Annotated in this window: 19 protein-coding genes and 1 riboswitch; of the genes, 12 read left to right on the forward strand and 7 right to left on the reverse strand. The window is 74.9% G+C overall.

Annotated elements, in window-relative coordinates; all coding sequences use genetic code 11:
* The first annotated feature begins 33 nt into the window (after window positions 1-33).
* Together OG871_RS29340 and OG871_RS29345 are read left to right on the forward strand one after the other, a co-directional pair.
* The gene (locus tag OG871_RS29340) at window positions 34-3,444 is read left to right on the forward strand and encodes a BTAD domain-containing putative transcriptional regulator (RefSeq protein WP_371500887.1); all 3,411 of its coding nucleotides are present in this window, start codon (window positions 34-36) and stop codon (window positions 3,442-3,444) included.
* A gap of 120 nt (window positions 3,445-3,564) precedes the next feature.
* Window positions 3,565-5,712, forward strand: a complete 2,148-nt coding sequence (locus OG871_RS29345; protein ID WP_371500889.1) for an MMPL family transporter — start codon at window positions 3,565-3,567, stop codon at window positions 5,710-5,712.
* Window positions 5,713-5,769: 57 nt separating this feature from the next.
* Here OG871_RS29345 and OG871_RS29350 read toward each other — a convergent pair whose 3' ends face one another.
* Together OG871_RS29350 and OG871_RS29355 are read right to left on the reverse strand one after the other, a co-directional pair.
* The gene (locus OG871_RS29350; RefSeq protein ID WP_371500891.1) at window positions 5,770-6,345 is read right to left on the reverse strand and encodes a Clp protease N-terminal domain-containing protein; all 576 of its coding nucleotides are present in this window, start codon (window positions 6,343-6,345) and stop codon (window positions 5,770-5,772) included.
* Between the two features lie 3 nt (window positions 6,346-6,348).
* Window positions 6,349-6,585: an RNA polymerase subunit sigma-70 gene (locus tag OG871_RS29355; RefSeq protein WP_371500892.1), complete on the reverse strand. Its 237-nt coding sequence runs from the start codon at window positions 6,583-6,585 to the stop codon at window positions 6,349-6,351.
* Between the two features lie 75 nt (window positions 6,586-6,660).
* Here OG871_RS29355 and OG871_RS29360 point away from each other — a divergent pair, with 75 nt between their 5' ends.
* Both OG871_RS29360 and OG871_RS29365 read left to right on the forward strand, forming a co-directional pair.
* Window positions 6,661-8,103: a PLP-dependent aminotransferase family protein gene (locus tag OG871_RS29360; RefSeq protein ID WP_371500893.1), complete on the forward strand. Its 1,443-nt coding sequence runs from the start codon at window positions 6,661-6,663 to the stop codon at window positions 8,101-8,103.
* Window positions 8,104-8,227: 124 nt separating this feature from the next.
* Window positions 8,228-9,091: a universal stress protein gene (locus OG871_RS29365; RefSeq protein WP_371500895.1), complete on the forward strand. Its 864-nt coding sequence runs from the start codon at window positions 8,228-8,230 to the stop codon at window positions 9,089-9,091.
* A gap of 116 nt (window positions 9,092-9,207) precedes the next feature.
* Here OG871_RS29365 and OG871_RS29370 read toward each other — a convergent pair whose 3' ends face one another.
* Window positions 9,208-9,963, reverse strand: a complete 756-nt coding sequence (locus OG871_RS29370) for a CbtA family protein (protein WP_371500896.1) — start codon at window positions 9,961-9,963, stop codon at window positions 9,208-9,210.
* A gap of 24 nt (window positions 9,964-9,987) precedes the next feature.
* Window positions 9,988-10,200, reverse strand: coding sequence for a CbtB-domain containing protein (locus tag OG871_RS29375; RefSeq protein WP_371500897.1), 213 nt, complete (start codon window positions 10,198-10,200; stop codon window positions 9,988-9,990).
* Between the two features lie 298 nt (window positions 10,201-10,498).
* Between OG871_RS29375 and OG871_RS29380 the strand changes: the two genes are divergently transcribed.
* From OG871_RS29380 to OG871_RS29390, 3 genes are all read left to right on the forward strand, one after another.
* The gene (locus tag OG871_RS29380; protein WP_371500898.1) at window positions 10,499-11,062 is read left to right on the forward strand and encodes a histidine phosphatase family protein; all 564 of its coding nucleotides are present in this window, start codon (window positions 10,499-10,501) and stop codon (window positions 11,060-11,062) included.
* 207 nt (window positions 11,063-11,269) lie between these two features.
* Window positions 11,270-11,926, forward strand: a complete 657-nt coding sequence (locus OG871_RS29385; protein ID WP_371500900.1) for a Pr6Pr family membrane protein — start codon at window positions 11,270-11,272, stop codon at window positions 11,924-11,926.
* Between the two features lie 70 nt (window positions 11,927-11,996).
* The gene (locus OG871_RS29390; protein WP_371500901.1) at window positions 11,997-13,127 is read left to right on the forward strand and encodes an alpha/beta hydrolase; all 1,131 of its coding nucleotides are present in this window, start codon (window positions 11,997-11,999) and stop codon (window positions 13,125-13,127) included.
* On the opposite strand, the gene OG871_RS29395 is transcribed toward OG871_RS29390, so the two are convergent.
* Window positions 13,120-13,449: a hypothetical protein gene (locus tag OG871_RS29395; protein WP_371500903.1), complete on the reverse strand. Its 330-nt coding sequence runs from the start codon at window positions 13,447-13,449 to the stop codon at window positions 13,120-13,122. The two genes, OG871_RS29390 and OG871_RS29395, sit on opposite strands and share 8 nt — an antisense overlap.
* 155 nt (window positions 13,450-13,604) lie before the next feature.
* Between OG871_RS29395 and OG871_RS29400 the strand changes: the two genes are divergently transcribed.
* Both OG871_RS29400 and OG871_RS29405 read left to right on the forward strand, forming a co-directional pair.
* Window positions 13,605-14,465, forward strand: coding sequence for a MerR family transcriptional regulator (locus OG871_RS29400; protein WP_371500905.1), 861 nt, complete (start codon window positions 13,605-13,607; stop codon window positions 14,463-14,465).
* Between the two features lie 147 nt (window positions 14,466-14,612).
* Window positions 14,613-14,783: riboswitch (cyclic di-AMP (ydaO/yuaA leader) on the forward strand.
* 1 nt (window position 14,784) lies between these two features.
* On the forward strand, window positions 14,785-15,987 hold the full coding sequence (locus tag OG871_RS29405; protein ID WP_371500906.1) for a hypothetical protein: 1,203 nt from the start codon (window positions 14,785-14,787) through the stop codon (window positions 15,985-15,987).
* Window positions 15,988-16,017: 30 nt separating this feature from the next.
* Here OG871_RS29405 and OG871_RS29410 read toward each other — a convergent pair whose 3' ends face one another.
* Window positions 16,018-16,491, reverse strand: a complete 474-nt coding sequence (locus OG871_RS29410; protein ID WP_371500908.1) for a hypothetical protein — start codon at window positions 16,489-16,491, stop codon at window positions 16,018-16,020.
* A gap of 78 nt (window positions 16,492-16,569) precedes the next feature.
* Between OG871_RS29410 and OG871_RS29415 the strand changes: the two genes are divergently transcribed.
* On the forward strand, window positions 16,570-16,872 hold the full coding sequence (locus OG871_RS29415; RefSeq protein WP_371500910.1) for an antibiotic biosynthesis monooxygenase: 303 nt from the start codon (window positions 16,570-16,572) through the stop codon (window positions 16,870-16,872).
* 3 nt (window positions 16,873-16,875) lie between these two features.
* On the opposite strand, the gene OG871_RS29420 is transcribed toward OG871_RS29415, so the two are convergent.
* Window positions 16,876-17,670, reverse strand: a complete 795-nt coding sequence (locus tag OG871_RS29420) for an IclR family transcriptional regulator (protein ID WP_371500911.1) — start codon at window positions 17,668-17,670, stop codon at window positions 16,876-16,878.
* 190 nt (window positions 17,671-17,860) lie between these two features.
* On the opposite strand from OG871_RS29420, the gene aceB reads away from it, so the two are divergent.
* Together aceB and OG871_RS29430 are read left to right on the forward strand one after the other, a co-directional pair.
* Window positions 17,861-19,540, forward strand: coding sequence for a malate synthase A (gene aceB / locus OG871_RS29425; RefSeq protein WP_371500912.1), 1,680 nt, complete (start codon window positions 17,861-17,863; stop codon window positions 19,538-19,540).
* A 195-nt stretch (window positions 19,541-19,735) separates the two neighbouring features.
* Window positions 19,736-20,122: a gamma-glutamylcyclotransferase gene (locus OG871_RS29430; protein ID WP_371500914.1), complete on the forward strand. Its 387-nt coding sequence runs from the start codon at window positions 19,736-19,738 to the stop codon at window positions 20,120-20,122.
* Window positions 20,123-20,129 lie beyond the last annotated feature (7 nt).

Consider the following 20,129-nt stretch of genomic DNA (forward strand, 5'->3'; position numbering starts at 1 on the left):
CAGGTGCGGTACGGCGGCGGAGCTTCGGCGTCCGTGCACGGAGCAGCCCTGCCCGGCCCGGGGGACGGTGCCGAGCGGGTCGCCCTCACGGTGCTCGGCCCGCTGACGGCCCTGGTCGACGGGCGCCCGGTCGCGCTCGGCGGCCCCCGGCAGCGCGCGGTGCTGGCCCGGCTGCTGGTGGCCCGCGGCGAGGTGGTCCCGGTCGACCGCCTGATCGAGGACCTGTGGAGCGGGCGCCCGCCCGCGAAGGCCGCCGCCTCGCTGCAGGCCTACGTGTCGAACCTGCGGCGCCTGCTGGAGCCCGGCCGCGGCCCGCGCGAACCGGCCAGGCTGCTGGTCAGCCGGGCCCCGGGGTACGCGCTGGATCTCGCGGCTCCCGCCGTGGACGCGTGGGAGTTCGAGTCCGGCGTCCGGGAGGCCCGGGGGCTGCTGCCGTTCGCCGCGAAGGTGGCGGAGAACTGGGCGAAGCCGCTCTCCCACTCGGTCGACGCCGCCCTGGAGCTGTGGCGCGGCCCCGCGCTGGCCGAGTTCGCGGACCAGCCGTGGGCCCTGACCGAGATCGCCAGGCTCGGCGAACTGCACATCTCTGCTCGCGAGTTGGCGGTCGAGGCGGCACTCGCCGAAGGCCGTCCCGGGGACGCCGTCCCGGGCGCCAGGGCGCTGGTCGAGGAGTACCCGCTGCGCGAGGAGGGCCGGCGGCTGCTCGCGCTCGCCCTGTGGGGCGCGGGCCGGCAGGCCGAGGCCCTGGACGCGCTGCGCAGCGCCCGGGCACTGCTGACCGAGGAGCTCGGCCTCGACCCGCACCCGGCACTGGTCGACCTGGAGGCGGCCATCCTGACCCAGCGCGCGGACCTGCTGCCGCCCGCCCCGGCCACGCCGGCCGCCCTCCAGCCGGCCCCGCGCGCCGGCGGCCGGTGCGGGAACGGCCCGCCCAGCCCGCTGTTCGTCGGCCGCGAGGAGGAGCTCGGCGCGCTGCGCCGGGCGGCCCGGGAGGTCGAGGCCGAGGGACACGCGGTGGCGGTCGTCAGCGGCGAGGCGGGCGCCGGAAAGTCCACCCTGCTGGGCCGGCTGCGCGGTGAACTCCGCAGCGCCGGCTGGCTGGTGGCCGGCGGGCGCTGCCCCGAGACCGAGGGTGCGCCACCGGCCTGGGCCTGGACCGAGGCGCTGCGCGAGCTGGCCGCCCAGACCCACCTCCCGCACGTCGTGGCCCGCCGGCTGGCCCCGCTGCTCGGCGGTGAACCGCCCCACCCGGCCGGCGGCGAGCCCGCCGACGCCCTGGTCGGCCGCTTCCGCCTGCACCGGGCCGTCGAGGACTGGCTGCGCCGGGTGGCGGCCGAGCGGCCCGTCGCCGTCCTCCTGGACGACCTGCACGAGGCCGACCAGGAGACCCGCGCCCTGCTCGCCGCGCTGGCCGCCGCCCAACTGCCCGGCCTGCTGCTGGTGGTGGCGCACCGCCCGGGGGAGGGTGAACTCACCGACATCCTGGCCGTGCTGGCCCGCAGGTCGCCGTACCGGCTGCCGCTGGCCGGCCTGGCGGAGGAGGAGGCCGGCCGGCTGATCGAGTCGGTCTGCTCGGCGGAGGTCGACCCGCGCACCGTCCGGGCGCTCGCCGAACGCACCGGAGGCAACCCGTTCTACCTGCTGGAGAGCGCCCAACTGCTCGCCGGGGAAGGCGCGCTGGTCGCCGTCCAGGAGGTGCCGCAGGGCGTCCGGGACGTGCTGCGCAGGCGGTTCTCCCGGCTGCCCGGGGCCACCGTCGAGGTGCTGCGGCTGGCCGCGGTGGTCGGCCGGGAGGCCGAGGTGGACCTGCTGCTCGCCGCCTCCGGCCAGAGCGAGGAGCGGCTGCTCGACTCCCTGGAAGCGGCCCTGGTCGGCGGCCTGCTCACCGAACCGCGCCCGGGCACCGTCCGGTTCATCCACGCCCTGGTCCGCGACACCCTCTACGCCGACCTGAGCTCGCTGCGCCGCACCAGGCTGCACGGCCGGGTCGCCGAGGCGCTGAGCACCCTGCACCCCGACCGGCTGACCGCGCTCGCCCACCACTACTCCCGGACCGCCTCCGCGGCCACCGCCGAACCGGCCGTCGACCACTGTGTCCGGGCCGCCGAGGCCGCCGAGCGCCGGTACGCGCACGAGAACTGCGCCGCGCTGCTCCGGCAGGCCCTGGACGCGCTGGACCTGGTACCCGAAGGCGCCGACGACCGCCCGGCCCGGCGGCTCGCCCTGCTCGGCGCGCTGCTGCGGGCCCAGGTCAGGGCCGGCGCCGTCGCGGCCGCGCTGGCCACCAGGTCGGCCGCCGTCGGCCTCGCCCGGGAGAGCGGCCGCGAGGACCTGCTGATCGAGGCCTGGACGGCCTGGACCGAGCCGACCCCCTGGGTGGCACACCCCTACGGCTCGGTCGACCAGCTCGCGATCGACGCGCTCACCGCCCTGCTGCGCCGGGACGACCTGCCGCCGGTCACCCGCTGCCGGCTGCTGGACGCGCTCACCTACGAACTCGACTGCAGCGGCTCGCACGGCGGGCGGGAGGCCGGGGCGGAGGCGGTCCGGATCGCCCGCGAGGTCGGCGACCCCCGGCTGCTCGCCCGCGCGCTGGCCGCCCAGGCCCGGGTGCACGACTACGAGCACGACCTGGACCTGCGCACCGAGATCGCCGACGAACTCATCGAGCTGGCCCAGGAGTTCGACCTTCCCGCGTACCGCTGGCACGCCGAGCACCTGCACGCCACCGCGGCCGCCGTCCGGGCCGACCTGCCCGGTCTGCGGGCCCACATCGACGCCGGCCTGCGGATCGCCGAGGCGTACGGGCTGCCCGAGCTGGTCGACGTCGGGCTGTGCCAGCAGGGCATGATGGCGCTGATCGCGGGCCGCCCGGCCGAGGCCGAGGCGCTGTACGTGCGGGCGGTGGACGGTCTGCGCTCGCGCGGGTCGCTGCACGCGGACGGGTTCGACGCGGTCTACCGGCTCACCCTGGCGATCCAGGGCGGCCGGCTGCGCGACGAACTGCCGCTGGTCCGGGCCGCGGCCGCGATCTACGGCCCGCTGGTCGACGACGCCCTCGCGCTCGCGCTGGCCCAGGACGGCCGGATCGAGGAGGCCCGGGCGGCGCGCACCCCCGGGCGTCCGATCACGCTCGACTACTACCGCTCCTTCTTCCTGGCGCTGCGGGCCATGGCGGTGATCGCCCTGGACGAGCGGGCCGAGGCGGCCGCACTCCTGGCGGAACTCGCCGAGCTGGAGCACCTGGTGGCAGGGGCCGCCAGCACCTCGATCGCGCTGCGCCCGGTGGCTCTGGTCCGCGGCGAACTGGCCCGGTACCTGGGGCTGGCGGCCGAGGCGGCCGAACACTTCCGGGCCGCCGCCGAGGTGGCCCGGCGGTGGGAGGCCCCGCACTGGGAGGCCGAGGCCCTCCGGGCTCTGGCGGAACTCGGCCCGGACCTCTAACCTGCCTGCGGGACGCAGGTCCGGCCCCGCACCGCTCTCCAAGTGCCCGCCAAGTCGACTCCAAGCCCGACCGGCCACGCTGAGCAGGTCTCCTGCACCGGACCAGCCGAAAGGCCCGTCATGTCCTCCCTCCTCGGCCGCCTCGGCGGCGCCGCAGCCGCCAGACCCTGGCACACCGTGCTCGGCTGGGTGCTGCTCCTCGCCGCCCTGTTCGGGCTTGCCACCGCCTTCGGCGGCTCCCCTCGCGACGACTACCGGGTGCCCGGCACCCGCTCCACCGCCGGACTCGACCTGCTCCGCGAGCGCTTCCCGGAGATGTCCGGGGCGAGCGCCCGGGTGGTCGTCCACGACCGCACCGGGCAGCGCGTCCCGGAGTCGGTCCTGGCCGAGGTGAGCAGCCGGATCGGCGGGGTCCGCGGCGCGGGCCCGGTGGCCCCGCCGGTCTTCTCCGCCGGCGGTGACACGGCCCTGCTGGCCGTCAACTACCTGATACCGGTGACCGCGTTCGAGGGCTCCGAGGGCCTGGACGCGCTGCGCGAGGCGGCCCGCCCGGCGCAGGACGCGGGCCTGGAGGTCGAGTTCGGCGGCCAGCTGCCGGAGAACTTCGCCGCCCCCGACGGCACCGCCGAGATCATCGGCATCGTGGCCGCGCTGATCGTCCTGGTGCTCTCGCTGGGGACCCTGGTCTCGGCCGGGCTTCCGCTGGTGGTGGCGCTGGCCGGGCTCGGCGCGGGCACCGCGCTGACCACCCTGCTGGCGGCCGTCACCGACATCAGCCCGACCGCGCCGACGGTGGCCAGCATGGTCGGCCTGGGGGTCGGCATCGACTACGCGCTGCTCCTGGTGAGCCGCCACGTGGAGGGCCTGCGCAAGGGGCTGACCCGGCAGGCGGCGGCGGCCGAGGCCACCGCGACGGCGGGCTCCTCGGTGGTGGTCGCGGGCTCCACCGTGCTGGTGTCGCTGTTCGGCCTCAAGCTGGCCGGGCTGCCCACCTACTCCTCGTTCGGCTACGCGACCTTCGTCGTGGTCGGCGCCGTGATGCTGGCCTCGCTGACCCTGGTGCCGGCGCTCTGCTCGCTGGCCGGGCCGCGGCTGCTGCGTCGCGCCGAGCGCCGCGACCCGGTGCCGGCGGAGAGCGCCGGGCCGACCAGGACCGAGCGCTGGGCGCGGCTGATCGGCCGCCGTCCGGCCGCCGCCGCGCTGGCCTCCCTGGTGGTGCTGCTGGCGCTGGCCGCCCCGATGCTGGGCATGCGCACCTGGCCGCAGGACGCCGGCAGCCAGGCGGAGGGCAACACCACCCGCAAGGCGTACGACCTGGTGGCCGAGGCGTACGGCCCGGGGGCCAACGGGCCGCTGCTGGTCGCGGTCGACCTGCGCCGGCTCCCCGCCGCGGAACTTCCTTCGATCACGCAGAGGTTGACGGCCGACCCGGGGATCGCGGCGGTCGCCCCGCCGCTGCTGAACAAGGCCGGCGACGCCGCCGTGCTGTCGGTGCAGCCGGCCACCGGCCCGCAGGACGAGCGGACCGCCCGGCTGCTGGACCGGATGCGCGGCGAGCTCCTGCCGCCCGCGGGCGCCGAGGTGACCGGTGTGGTGGCCTCCTTCGCCGACATCTCCGAGCGGCTCTCCGACCGGCTCTGGGTGGTCGTCCCGTTCGTGGTCGCGCTCTCGCTGATCCTGCTCACCGTGCTCTTCCGGGCGCCGGTGATCGCGGTGAAGGCGGCGGTGATGAACCTGCTCTCGGTGGCCGCCGCCTACGGGGTGATGACGGCGGTCTTCCAGTCCGACGCGGGCGCGAAGGCGCTCGGGCTGCCGCACTCGGTGCCGGTCTCCAGCTGGGTGCCGATCCTGATGTTCACCGTGCTGTTCGGCCTGTCGATGGACTACGAGGTGTTCCTGCTCGCCCGGGTCCGGGAGGAGTGGCTGGCCACCGGTGACGCGCGCGGCAGCGTGGTCCGCGGCCTGTCGGCGACCGGGCGCGTGATCAGCAGCGCGGCCGCGATCATGGTGGCGGTCTTCACCGGCTTCGCCATCGACCCGGACATCACCGTCAAGATGATGGGGGTGGGCATGGCCGTGGCGGTGCTGATCGACGCCACCCTGGTCCGCCTGGTGCTGGTCCCCGCCACGATGACCCTGCTGGGCCGGCTCAACTGGTGGCTCCCGGCCTGGCTGGACCGCCTGCTGCCCGAGCTGCGGATCGAGCACGGCGGCGACCCGGTGGTGCCGCCCGCCCGCGAGCCCGAGCCCGAGCGCGTGCCGGCCTGATCCGCCCGGTCCGCCCGGAGGGGCTGCGAGCCCCGCCGGGCGGACCGGCGTCCGGGGTCAGATCAGGGTGGCTTCGACGGTCCTGCGGACTGCCGCGAAGTCCAGCCCGTGGTCCGCGATCACCTTGGCGCCCAGGCCCTCGCCCTCGCGGAGCAGGCCCAGCACCAGATGGCCGGTGGCGATCCGGCCCGACTCCAGGCGCAGCGACTCCCGCAGCGACAGCTCCAGCGTCTTCCTGGCCCGGGCCGTGAACGGGCTGCGCCCGCCGCGTCCGCCCTTGGCCTCCCCGGAGCGGAACCAGCCGCGGCGCCGGGCCGGCTCCTCCGCCGGCGGGTCCAGCGCACCCTCCCCGAAGACCGCCTCCACGGCCTCGCGGACGGCGTCCAGGTCGACCCCGATGGTGGCCAGCGCCAGCCCGTCCATGCCGCCGCCCAGCAGTCGCACTACCGCTTCGCGGGCCGTGGCGTGGTCCAGGCCAGCGTCGACCAGGACGGCGGCGGACGGCTCGGCGGCGTCGGCGAGGACGGCGAGCAGCAGGTGCTCGGTGCCGATGTGCCCGTGCCCGAGCTCGGCGGCCTCCTCCCTGGCCCGTACCACCACCTGGCGCGCCGAAGCCGTGAATCGTTCGAACATTGCTCAGCCTCCGTCCTCGTTCGTGGGGAATCCCCGTCGGGCGTACTTCTTGTGGACTGCCTGCCGGCTCACGCCCAGGCACACCGCGATGTCCTGCCAGGACCAGCCCTGGCCGCGGGCGTTGGCCACCTGGAGGTCCTCCAGCCGGTCCGCCAGTTCGCGCAGGGCGCGGACCGCGCGCAGTCCGACGGCCGGGTCGCGGCTGCTCGCGGCTGCCGCGAGCTCCTTGGTCTCGCTCATGATGTCAACGTAGGTTGACGCCCCGGCGTTGTCAACCCTGGTTGACACTCTGGCCCGCTGGTAGGGTCCGGTCCCGTGTCCGAATCCTGGGTCGACGCCGCCGAACGCATCGGCATCGACCTCCACGTGACGCTCGCCCGGCCGGGGAGCCGGCAGGCCGCCCTCACCCGCGCCCTGCGCGAGGCGGTCCGGGAGGGCAGGCTGGCCCCCGGCACCCGGCTGCCGCCCTACCGCTCGCTCGCCGCCGACCTCGGGATCGCCCGCAACACCGTCGCCGGCGCCTACGCCGAGCTGGTCGCCGAAGGCTGGCTCGCCGCCCGGCAGGGCTCCGGCACCCGGGTGGCCGAGCGCGCCGCGCCACCCGAACCCGTCCACCGGCCCGCCGAGGCGCCGCGGAAGGCGCCCGGCCCCGCCCACGACCTGCGGCAGGGCCAGCCGGACGCCGCCTCCTTCCCCCGCACGGCCTGGCTCGCCGCCGCCCGCCGCGCCCTGAACGCCGCCCCCGACGAGGCCTTCGGACCCGGCGACCCGCAGGGCCGGATCGAGCTGCGCCGCGCCCTCGCCGAGTACCTGGCCCGCGCCCGCGGCGTACGCACCACACCGGACCGGATCGTCCTGTGCTCCGGCTTCGCCCACGCGCTGCGGCTGCTGTTCGGCGGCACCGGTGGCGCCGGGCGCGGACCCCTGCGCGGGCCGTTGGCCGTGGAGGCGTACGGGCTGGGCTTCCACCGCGACCTGCTGGCCCAGGCCGGAGTGCGCACCGTACCGCTGGAGATCGACGAACAGGGCGCCCGGGTGGCGGAGTTGGCCTCGCGCCGGGGCCTTCGGGCGGTGCTGCTCACCCCGGCGCACCAGTTCCCCACCGGCGGGCCGCTGCACGCCTCCCGGCGTACCGCGGCGGTCGACTGGGCCGGCACCCGCGACGGACTGCTCCTGGAGGACGACTACGACGGCGAGTTCCGCTACGACCGCGAACCCGTCGGCGCCGTCCAGGGGTTGGACCCGGAGCGGGTGCTCTACCTCGGCTCGGTGAGCAAGAGCCTCTCCCCGGCCCTCCGGCTGGGCTGGATGGTCCTGCCGGAGCGGCTGGTCGGGCCCGTCCTGGCGACCAAGGGGCAACGCGAGGCCTGGGCCGGCACCCTGGACCAGCTGACCCTGGCCGAGTTCCTCGCGTCCGGCCTCTACGACCGCCATGTGCGCCGGATGCGGCAGCGCTACCGGCACCGCCGTGACCGGCTCCTCGCGGCGCTCGCCGCGCACGCACCGCACATCGAGGTCACCGGGATCGCGGCCGGGCTGCACGCCGTCCTGCGGCTGCCCGCCGGCACCGAGGCCGGCGCCCTCGCGGCGGCGGCCCGGCTGGGGCTCGCCGTCGACGGCCTCGCCGCCTTCCGCCACCCGGCGGCCGCGGCACCCGCCACCCACGGCCTGGTGGTGGGCTACGCCACCCCGCCCGAGCGCGCGTACGGCGCCGCCCTGGCAGCCCTGTGCCGGGCCCTGCCGCCCGACCGCGGCTGAGGCGGGGCCGGGGAGGCGAGCCACGGCATACGGCCGCCGCGAGGCGCATCCTGGTACCAGGGCCCTGCGTGGCGGTCCCGGCCGGGGCCGGTGCGGAGGGCGTGGATCGTTCCCGGAGGCGGTCATGAACAACAGAGCCCCCGCAGGCGTGGTGGCAGGCGTGGACGGGTCGGTGCCCGCCGCGGCCGCCGCCGAATGGGCCGCCCAGGAGGCCGAACGTCGAGGGTGCGCACTGCACCTGGTGCACGCCGTGAACACCGGCACCGTCACCCTCTCCCCACGGACCGGCGCCGCCGTCACCGACCTCATCCTGCGCGAGGCCCAGGCCGTCCTGGACGAGGCGCTCGGCAAGCTCGCCGCCGCCCACCCGGAGCTGCGCCTCACCGGGGACGTGGTGCCCAGGGACGCCGCCGAGTCCGTCCTCACCGCCGCCGAGCACGCCGAGCTCGCGGTGGTCGGCACCCGCGGCCACGGCGGCTTCGCCTCGCTGCTGCTCGGCTCGGTCAGCCTGCGGGTGGCCGCGCACTCCCGGTGCCCGGTCGTCGTGGTCCGGGGCGCCCCGGACACGGGCAATCACATCCTGGTCGCCATCCGCGACGAACGCGACGGCGAGACCCTGCGGTTCGCGCTGCGTGAGGCCACCGACCGACGGCTGCCGGTCGAGGCCCTGCACACCTGGTCACCCGTGGTGGCCGATGCCGCGCACATGGCGCCGATGATCGACGAGGTGGGGGAGGAGGCCCGGCTGCACGCGCAGCTGCTGCGGAACACCGTCGAACCGGTGGCGGAGGAGTTCCCGGACGTGCGGGTGGACGCCCGCCCGCTCACCGGTGCGACCGCGGCGACCCTGGTGGAGGCCTCACGCCGGGCCGCGCTGCTGGTGGTCTCCCGGCACGAGCCCTCGCCGCACTTCGGCCTGCGGCTGGGGACGGCGGTGCACGCCGTCCTGCACCACGCGCACTGCCCGGTCGCGGTGGTACCGGCCTGACCCGCAACACCGGTCCGGCCCCGGGCGCACCCGGGGGCCGGGAACGCCGAAGGCCCGGCGGGCATCCCGCCGGGCCTTCGGGTGGTACGAGGGTCGTGCGTGGGTCGTACCGCGGTTCAGACCGCAGCGGCCCGGGCGGCCGGCGCGGTGGCCGGAGCCGGGTTCAGCAGGCGCTCGGCGAGGTGCCCGAAGAGCAGGCCGAAGCCGCTCCACAGCGTCACCTGGATCGCCAGCGCGGACAGCCGGAACTGCCACAGCAGCGAGGCCGGGAAGTCCTCCGGGACCTCGTCCACCACCGGCAGCACCGCGTAGGCCACACCGACGGCCGCCACGAAGCCGACGATCGCCACCGCCGTCGCGTTCCAGTTGCCCAGGCTCGGCGCCAGCCGGCGACCGAGGATGGTGGCCGCCACCGCGAGCAGCACGCTGAGCACCATCATCAGGAAGTACAGCGTGGTGCGCCTGCCGATGGTGTCCGGCTCGCCCACCGACGGCGGGTTGGCCGGGTACTTCAGGAACGGCACGACGTACACCGCGACCAGCCCGGCGCCCGAGAGCAGCGCGGCCGTGGCCCGCGGGCCGAAGCGGCCAATCCGGCCCAGCGCGAAACAGAACGCGAGCCCGGCGATGCCGCCGAACGCGAGCCCGTACAGCAGGATGCCGGTGGCCAGGCCGAGGGTGGACTGGAGGCTGCGGCTGACCAGTTCCACCTCGCCGTCGCCGTGCGAGTGGGCGTGCGCCTCCTCGAAGCCGATGGCGGCGTCGACGTGCGGCTCACCCAGGAGGTAGGCCACGACCAGGGCGAGCACGCCGGCCGCCAGGCCCGCGAGCATGCCCCGGACGAGCAGGGATCTGACAGAGACGGAGTTCATGAGCGTTGCTTCCCCTTGTGGAGATCAGTGGCAGGGGAAGCCGAGCAGGTGCCGGCCGTCGTGAACCCACTCGTGCACGGTCTCACCGGAGATCAGTGCGGTGGCGCCCTGCTCGGCGCCGACGAAGTAGATGACGACCAGCATCAGGATGCCGAAGAACGCCGCCCACGGGGCGATCGCCTTCAGCGAGATGGGGGGAATCGCCGGAGCGGCGGCGGGGGCGATGGGGTGAGCCATGACCGGACCTCCTGGGGGAACTCGCGTCCCGTTCGATGGAGCAGTGGACGACGGAGTCGGGTCTGACTTTCCGGCACCTGACGAGGAGTCGGGCACCGGGTACACAGTGGCGCGACCGTGCCGGGATCTCACCGGCTTCCGTCACACCGTCGTCAATTGTCGAGGTGACGGTACCGTGGGGCGGCGGCTCGGCCAAGGGCTGCAGCAGGAGCGCACGGCGCACGGCACGGCGCGCGGCGCCGCCGGAAAACCGTACGTGTACGTGCCGGGCTTGCCGCCGGGCGGGAGGAGGGCACCGATGACGGTCCGGGTGATGCTGATCTCACCGGCGGCCTCAACAGACCTGCGCGCGGCCCGATTCGGCTCCGACGCCCCGCTCTCCGAGGCCGGCCTGCGCCGGGCCCGCTCGGCGGCCGCCCGGACCCCGGGAGCGGACCGGGTCTCGGCCGCCCCCTCCCGCCGCTGCGCCGAGACCGCCGCCGCACTCGGCCTGACGGCGCAGAGCGACCCCGCCCTCGCCGACCTGGACACCGGCGGCTGGCGCGGCGTCACCCTCGACGAACTCGCCGCGACGGACCCTGCGGCCCTCGGCGCCTGGCTGGCCGACCCCGCCGCTGCGCCCCACGGCGGCGAGTCCCTCCTCGACCTGACGGTCCGTGTCGGCACCTGGCTCGCCGCCCTGGACGGCGGCCGCACCATCGCCGTGGCCGAGCCCGCCGTGATCCGCGCCGCCGTCCTGCACGCCCTCGCCCTGCCCCCGCAGGCCTTCTGGCGCCTCGACGTCGAGCCGCTCACCCTCACCCGCCTCACCGGCGGCGCAGGCCGCTGGAACCTCGCCTGCGGCTCGCCCCTGGCGGACTGACGGCGGCTCTGACCGAGCCGGCCGCCGCCGGCCCGGGGTGCCGACGTCGCCCGGCCCCTCCGGCAGGTCTCGCCGGGGCTCCGTGCGGACGCCCGGTCCGAACGGGTGACGGCGTCCGCGCCGCCGGTCCGCCTCCCGAGTGCTCCGGCGGGCCGGGCCGATGATGTTGCCGACTGATGATCATTCAGCGGCGCGGAGGTCGGGACCATGCGGGAACGTGCAGTCCACCTCGGGCGGATCGCCTTCGGCCTGCTGGCGGCGGCGGCCCTGTCCGTGCAGGGCTACCACGCCGTCAGCGAGGGCGAGCCGCTCACCGACTTCTTCAGCTACTTCACCAACCTCAGCAACATCGGCGGCCTGCTCGTCCTGATCACGGGGGGCGTGCTCGGGCTGCGCGGCCGCCCGGGCGTACCGGACGGGATCCGCGGCGCGATCGTGCTCTACATGGTGATCACCGGGCTGGTCTACGCGGTGCTGCTCTCGGGCTACCACCTCGGGCTGCTCCTGCCGTGGGTGAACGACATCGTCCACCGGCTGATGCCCGTGGTCTACCTCGCGGACTGGCTGATGGTGCCGCCGGTCGCCCGGCTGAGCCGCGTCACCGCACTGAAGTGGCTGGTCTTCCCGCTGGTGTACCTGGCGTACACCCTGCTCCGGGGGCCGCTGGTGCACTGGTACCCGTACCCCTTCGTCGACCCGGACCTGCGCGGCGGCTACGGCCGGGTGGCCGGCGCCTGCACCCTGCTGATGGGCGCGTTCGTGCTGGTGGCGGCGGCCGTGCGGTGGATCGGCAACCGCCGGGCCGTGCGCCGGACACCGCGGCACGCCAGGGCGGCCCGGGGGAGCGCCGCCGACCCGACCTGAGCCGACGGACCTGCCGAGCCGATCCGATCCGAGCCGAGTCGTTCGAGGAAGAGGAAGCGGGAACGCGGACATGGGCCTGACGAGCCACAAGGTCCTGGCGGTCGCCGTCGGCGCCGCGCTGCTGGCGATGGCCGTGACGGTCGGCTGCTGGCCGCGGCTGGCGCGGCGGCACTGGGCGGCGGTGCTCGGCCGGATCGGGGCGCTGCTCGCGACCCAGCTGACCGTGCTCTGCGCACTCGGGCTCGCCGCCAACTCCTACTTCTCCTTCTACACCAGCTGGGACGACCTGCTGGGCACCGGTGACCCCGGTCCGGTCACCGTCCGAACCGGGGCCGACGGCCGGCCGGCCGGGCCCGTGCAGGTACTGGGCCGCGAGCCGGTCCAGGGGGCCGGGCCGAGCGGGCGCGACCCGCGGTCCGCGGGCGAGATCCAGGCGGTCCGGATCCCCGGTCCGCGCTCCGGGCTGAGCACCGACGGGTTCGTCTACCTGCCGCCGCAGTACTTCCAGCCCGCGTACGCGGACCGCCGCTTCCCTGCCGTGGTGGTGCTGACCGGCTACCCGGGGGACGCCAGGAACCTGCTGACCCGGCTCAACTACCCCGGTGCGGCCCTCCGGTTGAACCGGGACGGGCGGATGCAGCCGACCGTGCTGGTGCTGATGCGGCCGTCCCCGGCGATGCCGGCCGACACCGAGTGCGAGGACGTGCCCGGCGGTGTGCAGGCGGAGACCTACTTCACGCAGGACGTGCCGCGGGCGGTCGCCGCCGGCTACCGGGTGTCGGTGCGGCCGCAGGGCTGGGCGGTGATGGGCAACTCCACCGGCGGCTACTGCGCGCTGAAGCTGGCGATGCGCCATCCCGAGGTGTTCCCCAGCGCGGTCTCGATGTCCGGCTACTACCGGGCCGCCGAGGACGCCTCGACCGGCGACCTCTTCCGGGGCAGCCGACGGCGCCGCGACGAGGCGGATCTGCTCTGGCGGCTGAACAATCTCCCGCCGCCCGCGATCGCCGTGCTGCTGGCCGGGGCCGAACGCGGTGACGGGGACTACCTGCGGGACACCCGGGCGTTCGCCGCCGCGGTGCGCGGCCCGATGGCGCTGGCCACCGCGACGGTGCCCGAGGGCGGCCACAACTTCCAGACCTGGAGCCGGCTGCTGCCCTCCGCGCTGGAGTGGCTCTCGCCGCGGCTGGCGGTCAGCTGACCGGCTGGAGCTTGCCGGTGTGCAGCTCGCCGACCCGGCCGCCCTCGCCCTCGTACGTCCAGAAGACCCGCACGGTGAGCGCGTCCAGGTCCATCACATGGCTGACCGTGATGCCGCTCTGCTCCGTCCAGCTGACGAAGTACTGCTGCGGGCCGATCTCCGCGACGTGCAGCTTCACGTCCTCCCACTGGCCGGCCGACTCGCCGAGGCCCTCCCAGCGCAGCCGCGTCCCGTCGGCGGAGTAGGAGTTGCGGAAGGCGGCGCCGTTGTCGACGTCGAACAGGTAGGTATGTCCGGCGAAGCCAGGCAGGGGCGCGGTCATCTCGGGGGTGATCCTCTGAACGGTCGGCGGCGGCCACGGCCGGGGCTCCGGCCGCTGCCTCCAACCTAGCGGACGGGTGCCCGGCCGAGCCCGCTTCGAACGGTCCGGCTCGTCGGCCTTGAGCTTCCCGCGGGGCAAGGTCCTAGATTCGGGGCGTGGACGGAACGGAACGGTTGCTCACCATCGGCGCGATGGCCCGGCGCGCGGGCCTGACCGCCAAGGCGCTGCGGCACTACGACCGGATCGGGCTGCTGCGGCCGGCCGAGGTCGACCAGGACACCGGCTACCGGTACTACCGGGCCGAGCAGGTGGCCGCGGCCCGGCTGGTGCGGGTGCTGCGGGCGGTCGACCTGCCGCTGGACCGGGTACGGGAGTGCCTGGCCGCCGCCGAGGCGGCGGGCGACGGCGACGGCGGTGCGCTGGTGCGCCGGGTGCTGGCCGACCACCGGCGGCGGCTGCAGGCCCGGCTGGACCGGCTGCGCGGCGCCGTCCACCGCACGGATCATCTGATCGAGGAAGGGATCGACACGGTCATGGGCGAGGACGTAGCGGGGGCCGCGGCCCCGGCGGACGAGCGGCAGCTGGCGGTGGACCTGTTCAACGGGGTCTGGCGGCTGCTGGAGCGGGAGGACCGCTCGGTCGAGGACGACGACCGCATGGTGCACATGGCGCACGCCTCGCGCCACCACTGGGGGGAGGTGGGCACGGCCGTGAACCTCAGCCGGGGCGAGTGGCAGTGCTCCCGGGTGTACGCCGTGCTCGGCCGGGCGGAGCCCGCGCTGCACCACGCCCGGCGCGGGCTGGAGATCTGCCGGGCCCACGCGATCGGCGACTGGGACCTGGCCTTCGCCTACGAGGCGCTTGCCCGGGCGGCGGCGGTGGCGGGGGACTCGGAGCAGGCCAGGGCCTGGACCGGGCAGGCGCTGGCCGCCGCCGAGGAGATCGCCGCCCCCGAGGACCGCGAGCTCGTCCTCGCGGACCTGGAGAGCATCCCGGGGCAGCCCCGGTTCTGGTGACGCCGGGGGGCGGGGCCGGGGCCGGAGGCGGGGGTACCTGTGAGGGACGTCTCATTGTCGGTATGCGACCCATCTGCCTAGCCTGCACGGGATGCCCGGCTGGGCAGACCCGCGGTCGGGACGCCTAGTCCTGTCCACCCGACGGCGGTCACCCGACCACCTTCTGGACAGGAGCGGGGGAACCAGGTTTGTTGTCGTCGCGCCCTCGCTCCGTCCGGAGCCGGGTGCACGGCTTGGGGTGAAGCCGCTCCGCAGGCGGCCGGGCAGCCTCGTGCCCGAACCCGACAGCTCACCTCGCAGGCGTCGCAGAGGACCCTCCATGCGACTTTCACCGACCCCTGCCCGCCTCGGCCTGCTCGCCGGAGCGACCGTGCTCGCCGGCGTCCCGCTGGTCGGCCAGGCGCAGGCCGCCGCCCCGACGGTGACCCAGGACCGCCTCTCGCCGACCGCGATGGCGGCCAACACGGCCACCAAGGCCACCCTCGCGGTGCACTCCTCCGGCTGCTTCACGGCCAAGACGCTCGGTGTCGGCGTCCGCGACGCCGCCGGGCACAACCTGGACTTCCCCGGCAACGCCTCCAACGTGCAGATCTGCCCGAGCGGCACCACCTTCACCAGCGCGGCCCGCAGCCTGCCGGCCGGCACGTACACCCAGTTCGGCTTCTGGCAGGACTCCGCCAACGCCTGGCACAACCTGCCCTCGCAGACGCTGACGGTCAGCGCCTCGACCGCCCCCGCGCCGGCCCCGGCGCCCACCCCCACCCCGGCGCCCACCCCGGCGCCCACCCCCACCCCGACCCCGACCCCGACCCCGACCCCGACCCCCGGCACCGGCGCCCCGGTCGCGGGCAAGTCGCTGACCTGGTCGGACGAGTTCGACAGCCTCTCCGCATCGCGCTGGACCACCGACAAGAGCAGCTCGTACCGCTACGGCAACCACAACCCGGACGACAACAAGCTGGACTGGCTGAGCAAGAGCGGCGTGAGCGTCTCCGGCGGCAGCGCGAACTTCACGGCCAGGCCCAGCGCCAACAAGCTGGAGAACGGCAAGCAGGCCTGGGACACCGGCCTGCTCACCACCGAGTACTCCGCCGAGGGCTTCCAGGTGAAGACCGGCGACTACGCCGAGACCCGGGTCAAGCTGCCCTCCGGCACCGGCGCCTGGCCGGCCCTGTGGACCTGGAAGAACGGCAACGGGGAGATCGACTCGTTCGAGTACCACCCGGACAACCCGAACCTGCTGGAGCTGACCAACCACGTCAAGTCCGGCTCGAAGTACTACACCGACGCGGGCGCCGTCGCGAAGGACAAGTGGGTCACCATCGGCACCTACTACGGCGCCAACTCCGTCGACTGGTACGTCAACGGCACCAAGGTCTTCTCGGACAACACCGGGGTCGGCACCACCTGGTCCGCGTACCTGATCCTCAACCTGTCGCTGAGCGCCGGCCAGTACCACCCGGCCCCCTCCGGCACCGCGCCGATCACCTTCGCCGCGGACTACGTGCGGGTCTACCGCTGACGGTCGGCCCGCCCCACACGCAGCGTCCGATCAGCCCGCCACGCGCAGCGTGAACGAGGTCCCGTTGTCCGCCGGACGGCGGTCGTCGGCCCCGACCACCACGAGGTGCCCCTCGGCCCGTGTGCCGGGGGGCACCTCTCGTGCCACCCGGACGGGGGCCAGTGCCGTCGCGCTGCGCCCGGAGCCCAGCCCGGCGGGGAACTCGCAGCGCAGCAGGTGCCCGGCGGCCCCGGGCGTGCAGGAGCCGGGGAAGAAGGGCCCCTCGAAGGTGAAGCCGGCCGGCAGGTCGACCAGCACGGTGAACGGCGAGGCCGTCCGGTCGGGCCCGGCGTTGGCGACGAAGGCGTGCAGCGTGGTGGCGCCGCCGGGCGGCGCCGGGTCCGGGTCGAGCCGGACCACCTGCAGGTCGGCGTCGGACGGCCGCGCCGCACCGAGTGTGCCGCAGACCCCCAGCAGCGCCGCCGCCAGCGCGGCCGCCGTACGCGGACTCACCCTCCCGGACATGTCGGACCTCCCACCGCTCGCACTCTGGTCGATACTCACGGTAGCGACCGAAGATGGTACGAGTGGAGGAGGACGCGGGTGTCCGAGCAGGTACTGAGTGAGGTCAGTGGCCGGATCGCCGAGGAGCGGGAGGCGGGGTTCGTGACGGCGTACCGCACCCTGATCTCCGGCGAGCTGCCCGAGGGACTGCTGCGCACCGAGCTGCTGCGCGGCCCGGACCGGCACTGGCGGGTGCAGAGCCTGTGGCGGGACCTGGCCGCCCTGGAGGCGGTGCGGGCGGATCCGAAGATGGCCGCCGCGCCCCGGCTGTTCCGGGAGGCCGGGTCCGAGCCGGACCTGGTGGTGTTCGCGCTGATGGCCTCGGTCGTCCACCCCGACTGACCGTCAGGGCGCGAGCACCTGCCCGAGCCGCAGGGCGATCTGACGCATCACCGGTACCAGTGCGGCGCTGCCGGCCGCCGACTCCAGGGCCCGGATCCGGGCCTCCGGGCCGGAGACCGAGAGCGCGGTCGGGGTCGGCGCGCCGGGCACCGCGACCGCGATGCAGCGGACGCCGATCTCCTGCTCCTGGTCGTCCACCACGTAGCCGGCCTCGCGGGCGTGCGCGAGCTGGATGATCAGCTCCTGGGGGTCCGTCACGGTGTACGGGGTGTGCGACTGGAGCGGCTGCGGGCCGAGCAGGGCCCGGGTCTCCTCCTCGGGCAGCTGGGCCAGCAGGGCCTTGCCGACGCCGGTGCAGTGCGGCTGAACCCGGCGGCCGACCTCGGTGAACATCCGCATCGAGCGCCGGGACTGCACCTGGCCGACGTAGACCACCTCGCCGCCCTCCAGCACCGCGAGGTTGGCGGTCTCGCCGGTGGCCTCCATCAGCTCGGCCAGGTAGGGGCGGGCCCAGCTGCCGAGCAGCCGGCCGGAGGTCTCGCCGAGCCTGATCAGCCGCGGGCCGAGGGTGTACCGGCGCGCGGTGTCCTGGCGGACATATCCCTGCTGGACGAGGGTACGGATCAGTCGGTGGATGGTGGGCATGGGCAGGCCCGAGGTGGTGGAGAGCTCGCTCAGGGTCGCGATGCCGCCCGAGTCGGCGAGCGCTTCCAGCAACTGGAAGGCGCGCTCGACGGACTGCACGCCACCGGCGGCGCGCTCGGTGCCTGTCGGTGCTGCGGCGGGGGTGCTGGCCACCGGCGTTCCCTTCACTGTCGGAGGAGGAGTAGAGTCCCAGCGATCTAGCTCAACAAACCGTTGAAATTCTGTATCGCGGAAACTAGTCTCCACCCTACAGAACGAAACCCGCCGGTAGGTGGGTTCGGATCTGGGAAGTTCCCACCGGAGCTCCCCAAGCATTCACAACCGTCCAAGGAGTGTCCTGCCCATGGGTGCAGATCAGGGACCCGCCCCCAGCCTTCGGCCGGAGGTGCCCCCGGGCGTTTCCCCCGCCGCCCCGGTCGTCACTGTCGCCGGTCCGCGTGTCCCCCGCGCAGAGGAGGTGCTCACCCCGGAGGCGGTCGCCTTCGTGGTCGGCCTCCACCGAACCTTCGAAGGCCGCCGGCAGGAGCTCCTGACCCGACGCAAGGCCAGGCGTGCCGAGATCGCCGAGACGGGAACGCTGGATTTCCTTCCCGAGACCGCCGAGGTCCGGGCCGGAGACTGGCAGGTCGCCCCCGCCCCCCGCGCGCTCCAGGACCGCCGGGTCGAGATCACCGGCCCGACCGACCGCAAGATGGTGATCAACGCCCTCAACTCGGGCGCGCGGGTCTGGCTCGCCGACTTCGAGGACGCCACCGCCCCCACCTGGGAGAACGTCCTCTCCGGCCAGGTCAACCTGATCGACGCGTTCGAGGGCCGGATCGACTTCACCTCCGAGGCCGGCAAGGCCTACACCCTCAAGCCCGCCGCCGAGCTCGCCACCGTCGTGGTCCGCCCCCGCGGCTGGCACCTCGACGAGAACCACCTGCTGGTCGACGGCGACCCGGTGGCCGGCGCCTTCCTCGACTTCGGCCTGTACTTCTTCCACAACGCCGCCCGGCTGCTCGCCAAGGGCGAGCAGGACCCGAACTCGGGCCCGTACTTCTACCTGCCGAAGACCGAGAGCCACCTGGAAGCCCGGCTCTGGAACGACGTCTTCACCCACGCCCAGGCCGCGCTCGGCATCCCGCACGGCACCATCCGGGCCACCGTGCTGATCGAGACCATCACCGCCGCGTTCGAGATGGAGGAGATCCTCCACGAGCTGCGCGAGCACGCCGCGGGCCTGAACGCCGGCCGCTGGGACTACCTGTTCTCGATCGTCAAGAACTTCCGCGACGCCGGCGAGCACTACATCCTGCCGGACCGCAACAGCGTCACCATGGCCTCCCCGTTCATGGCCGCCTACACCCGCCTGCTGGTGCAGACCTGCCACCGGCGCGGCGCCCACGCCATCGGCGGCATGGCCGCCTTCATCCCCTCCCGCAAGGACCCCGAGGTCAACGCCGCCGCCCTGGTCAAGGTCAAGGCCGACAAGGACCGCGAGGCCGGCAACGGCTTCGACGGCTCCTGGGTCGCCCACCCGGACCTCGTCCCGGTCGCCCGCGCCTCCTTCGACGCCGTCCTCGGCGAGCGCCCCAACCAGAAGGACAACCCGGGCCCGGCCGAGACCGTCACCGCCGCCCAACTGCTCGACATCGCCGGCGCCGGCGGCAGCTGCACCCACGCCGGCCTGCACAACGCCGTCCAGGTCGGAGTCCGCTACATCGAGGCGTGGATCCGCGGCCTCGGCGCCGTCGGCATCTTCAACATGATGGAGGACGCCGCCACCGCCGAGATCTCCCGCTCGCAGATCTGGCAGTGGATCAACAACGGCGTGGTGCTCGCCGACACCGGCGAGAAGACCACCGCCGAGCTGGTCCGCCGGCTCGTGGCCGAGGAGCTCACCGCGCTGCGGGCCGAACTGGGCGACGAGACCTACGCCGGTGGGCGCTGGGCCGAGGCCGCCAGGCTCTTCGAACAGGTCGCGCTGGCCGAGGAGTTCGTCGACTTCCTCACCCTGCCGGCGCTGCGCCTGCTCGGCTGAACGAGCCCAATCTATCCAGCCGCGAGCCGTCCGCAGCCTGCCAGGCTGTAGCACTGCCCGCACCGTTTTCGCCGATCCGTACGACCGTCGCCGCGTCGGTACGGAAACGGCCCACCGACACGGCCCGGCCGAGGGCACACCTGGGGAGGTCCCGCCCTCGGCCGGGCCGCGCCGTCCCCCCGGAGGCACCACCCGATGGCACGCATCTTCTTCAACGGCCAGGCCATGGTCGGCGGCCCGTTCCACCCCTCGGTCGCCGACATGCTGCTCGGCCCGGTCCGGACCGCGCCGGGCTACCGGTTCTTCTCGCTCGGCGACGTCTGCCCCGGCCTGCTGGCCGACCCGGCCGTCGACACCGCCATCGAGGGCGAGCTGTACGACGTCCCGCTGGCGCACCTGCGCGACGTGATCCTCCCCGGCGAGCCCCGCGCCCTGGAGCTCGGCGTGATCGAGCTGGCCGACGGCTCCGCCTGCCTGTCCATGGTGCTGGCCCGGGGCGAGCTGGAGCGCGGTGTGCACAGGGAGATCACCGAGTACGGCGGCTGGCGCGCCTACCTCGCCACGCTGGGCCGCACCGCCTGACCGGCCG

This window comes from Kitasatospora sp. NBC_00374 (assembly GCF_041434935.1).
In the GTDB taxonomy this organism is placed as follows: Bacteria; Actinomycetota; Actinomycetes; order Streptomycetales; family Streptomycetaceae; genus Kitasatospora.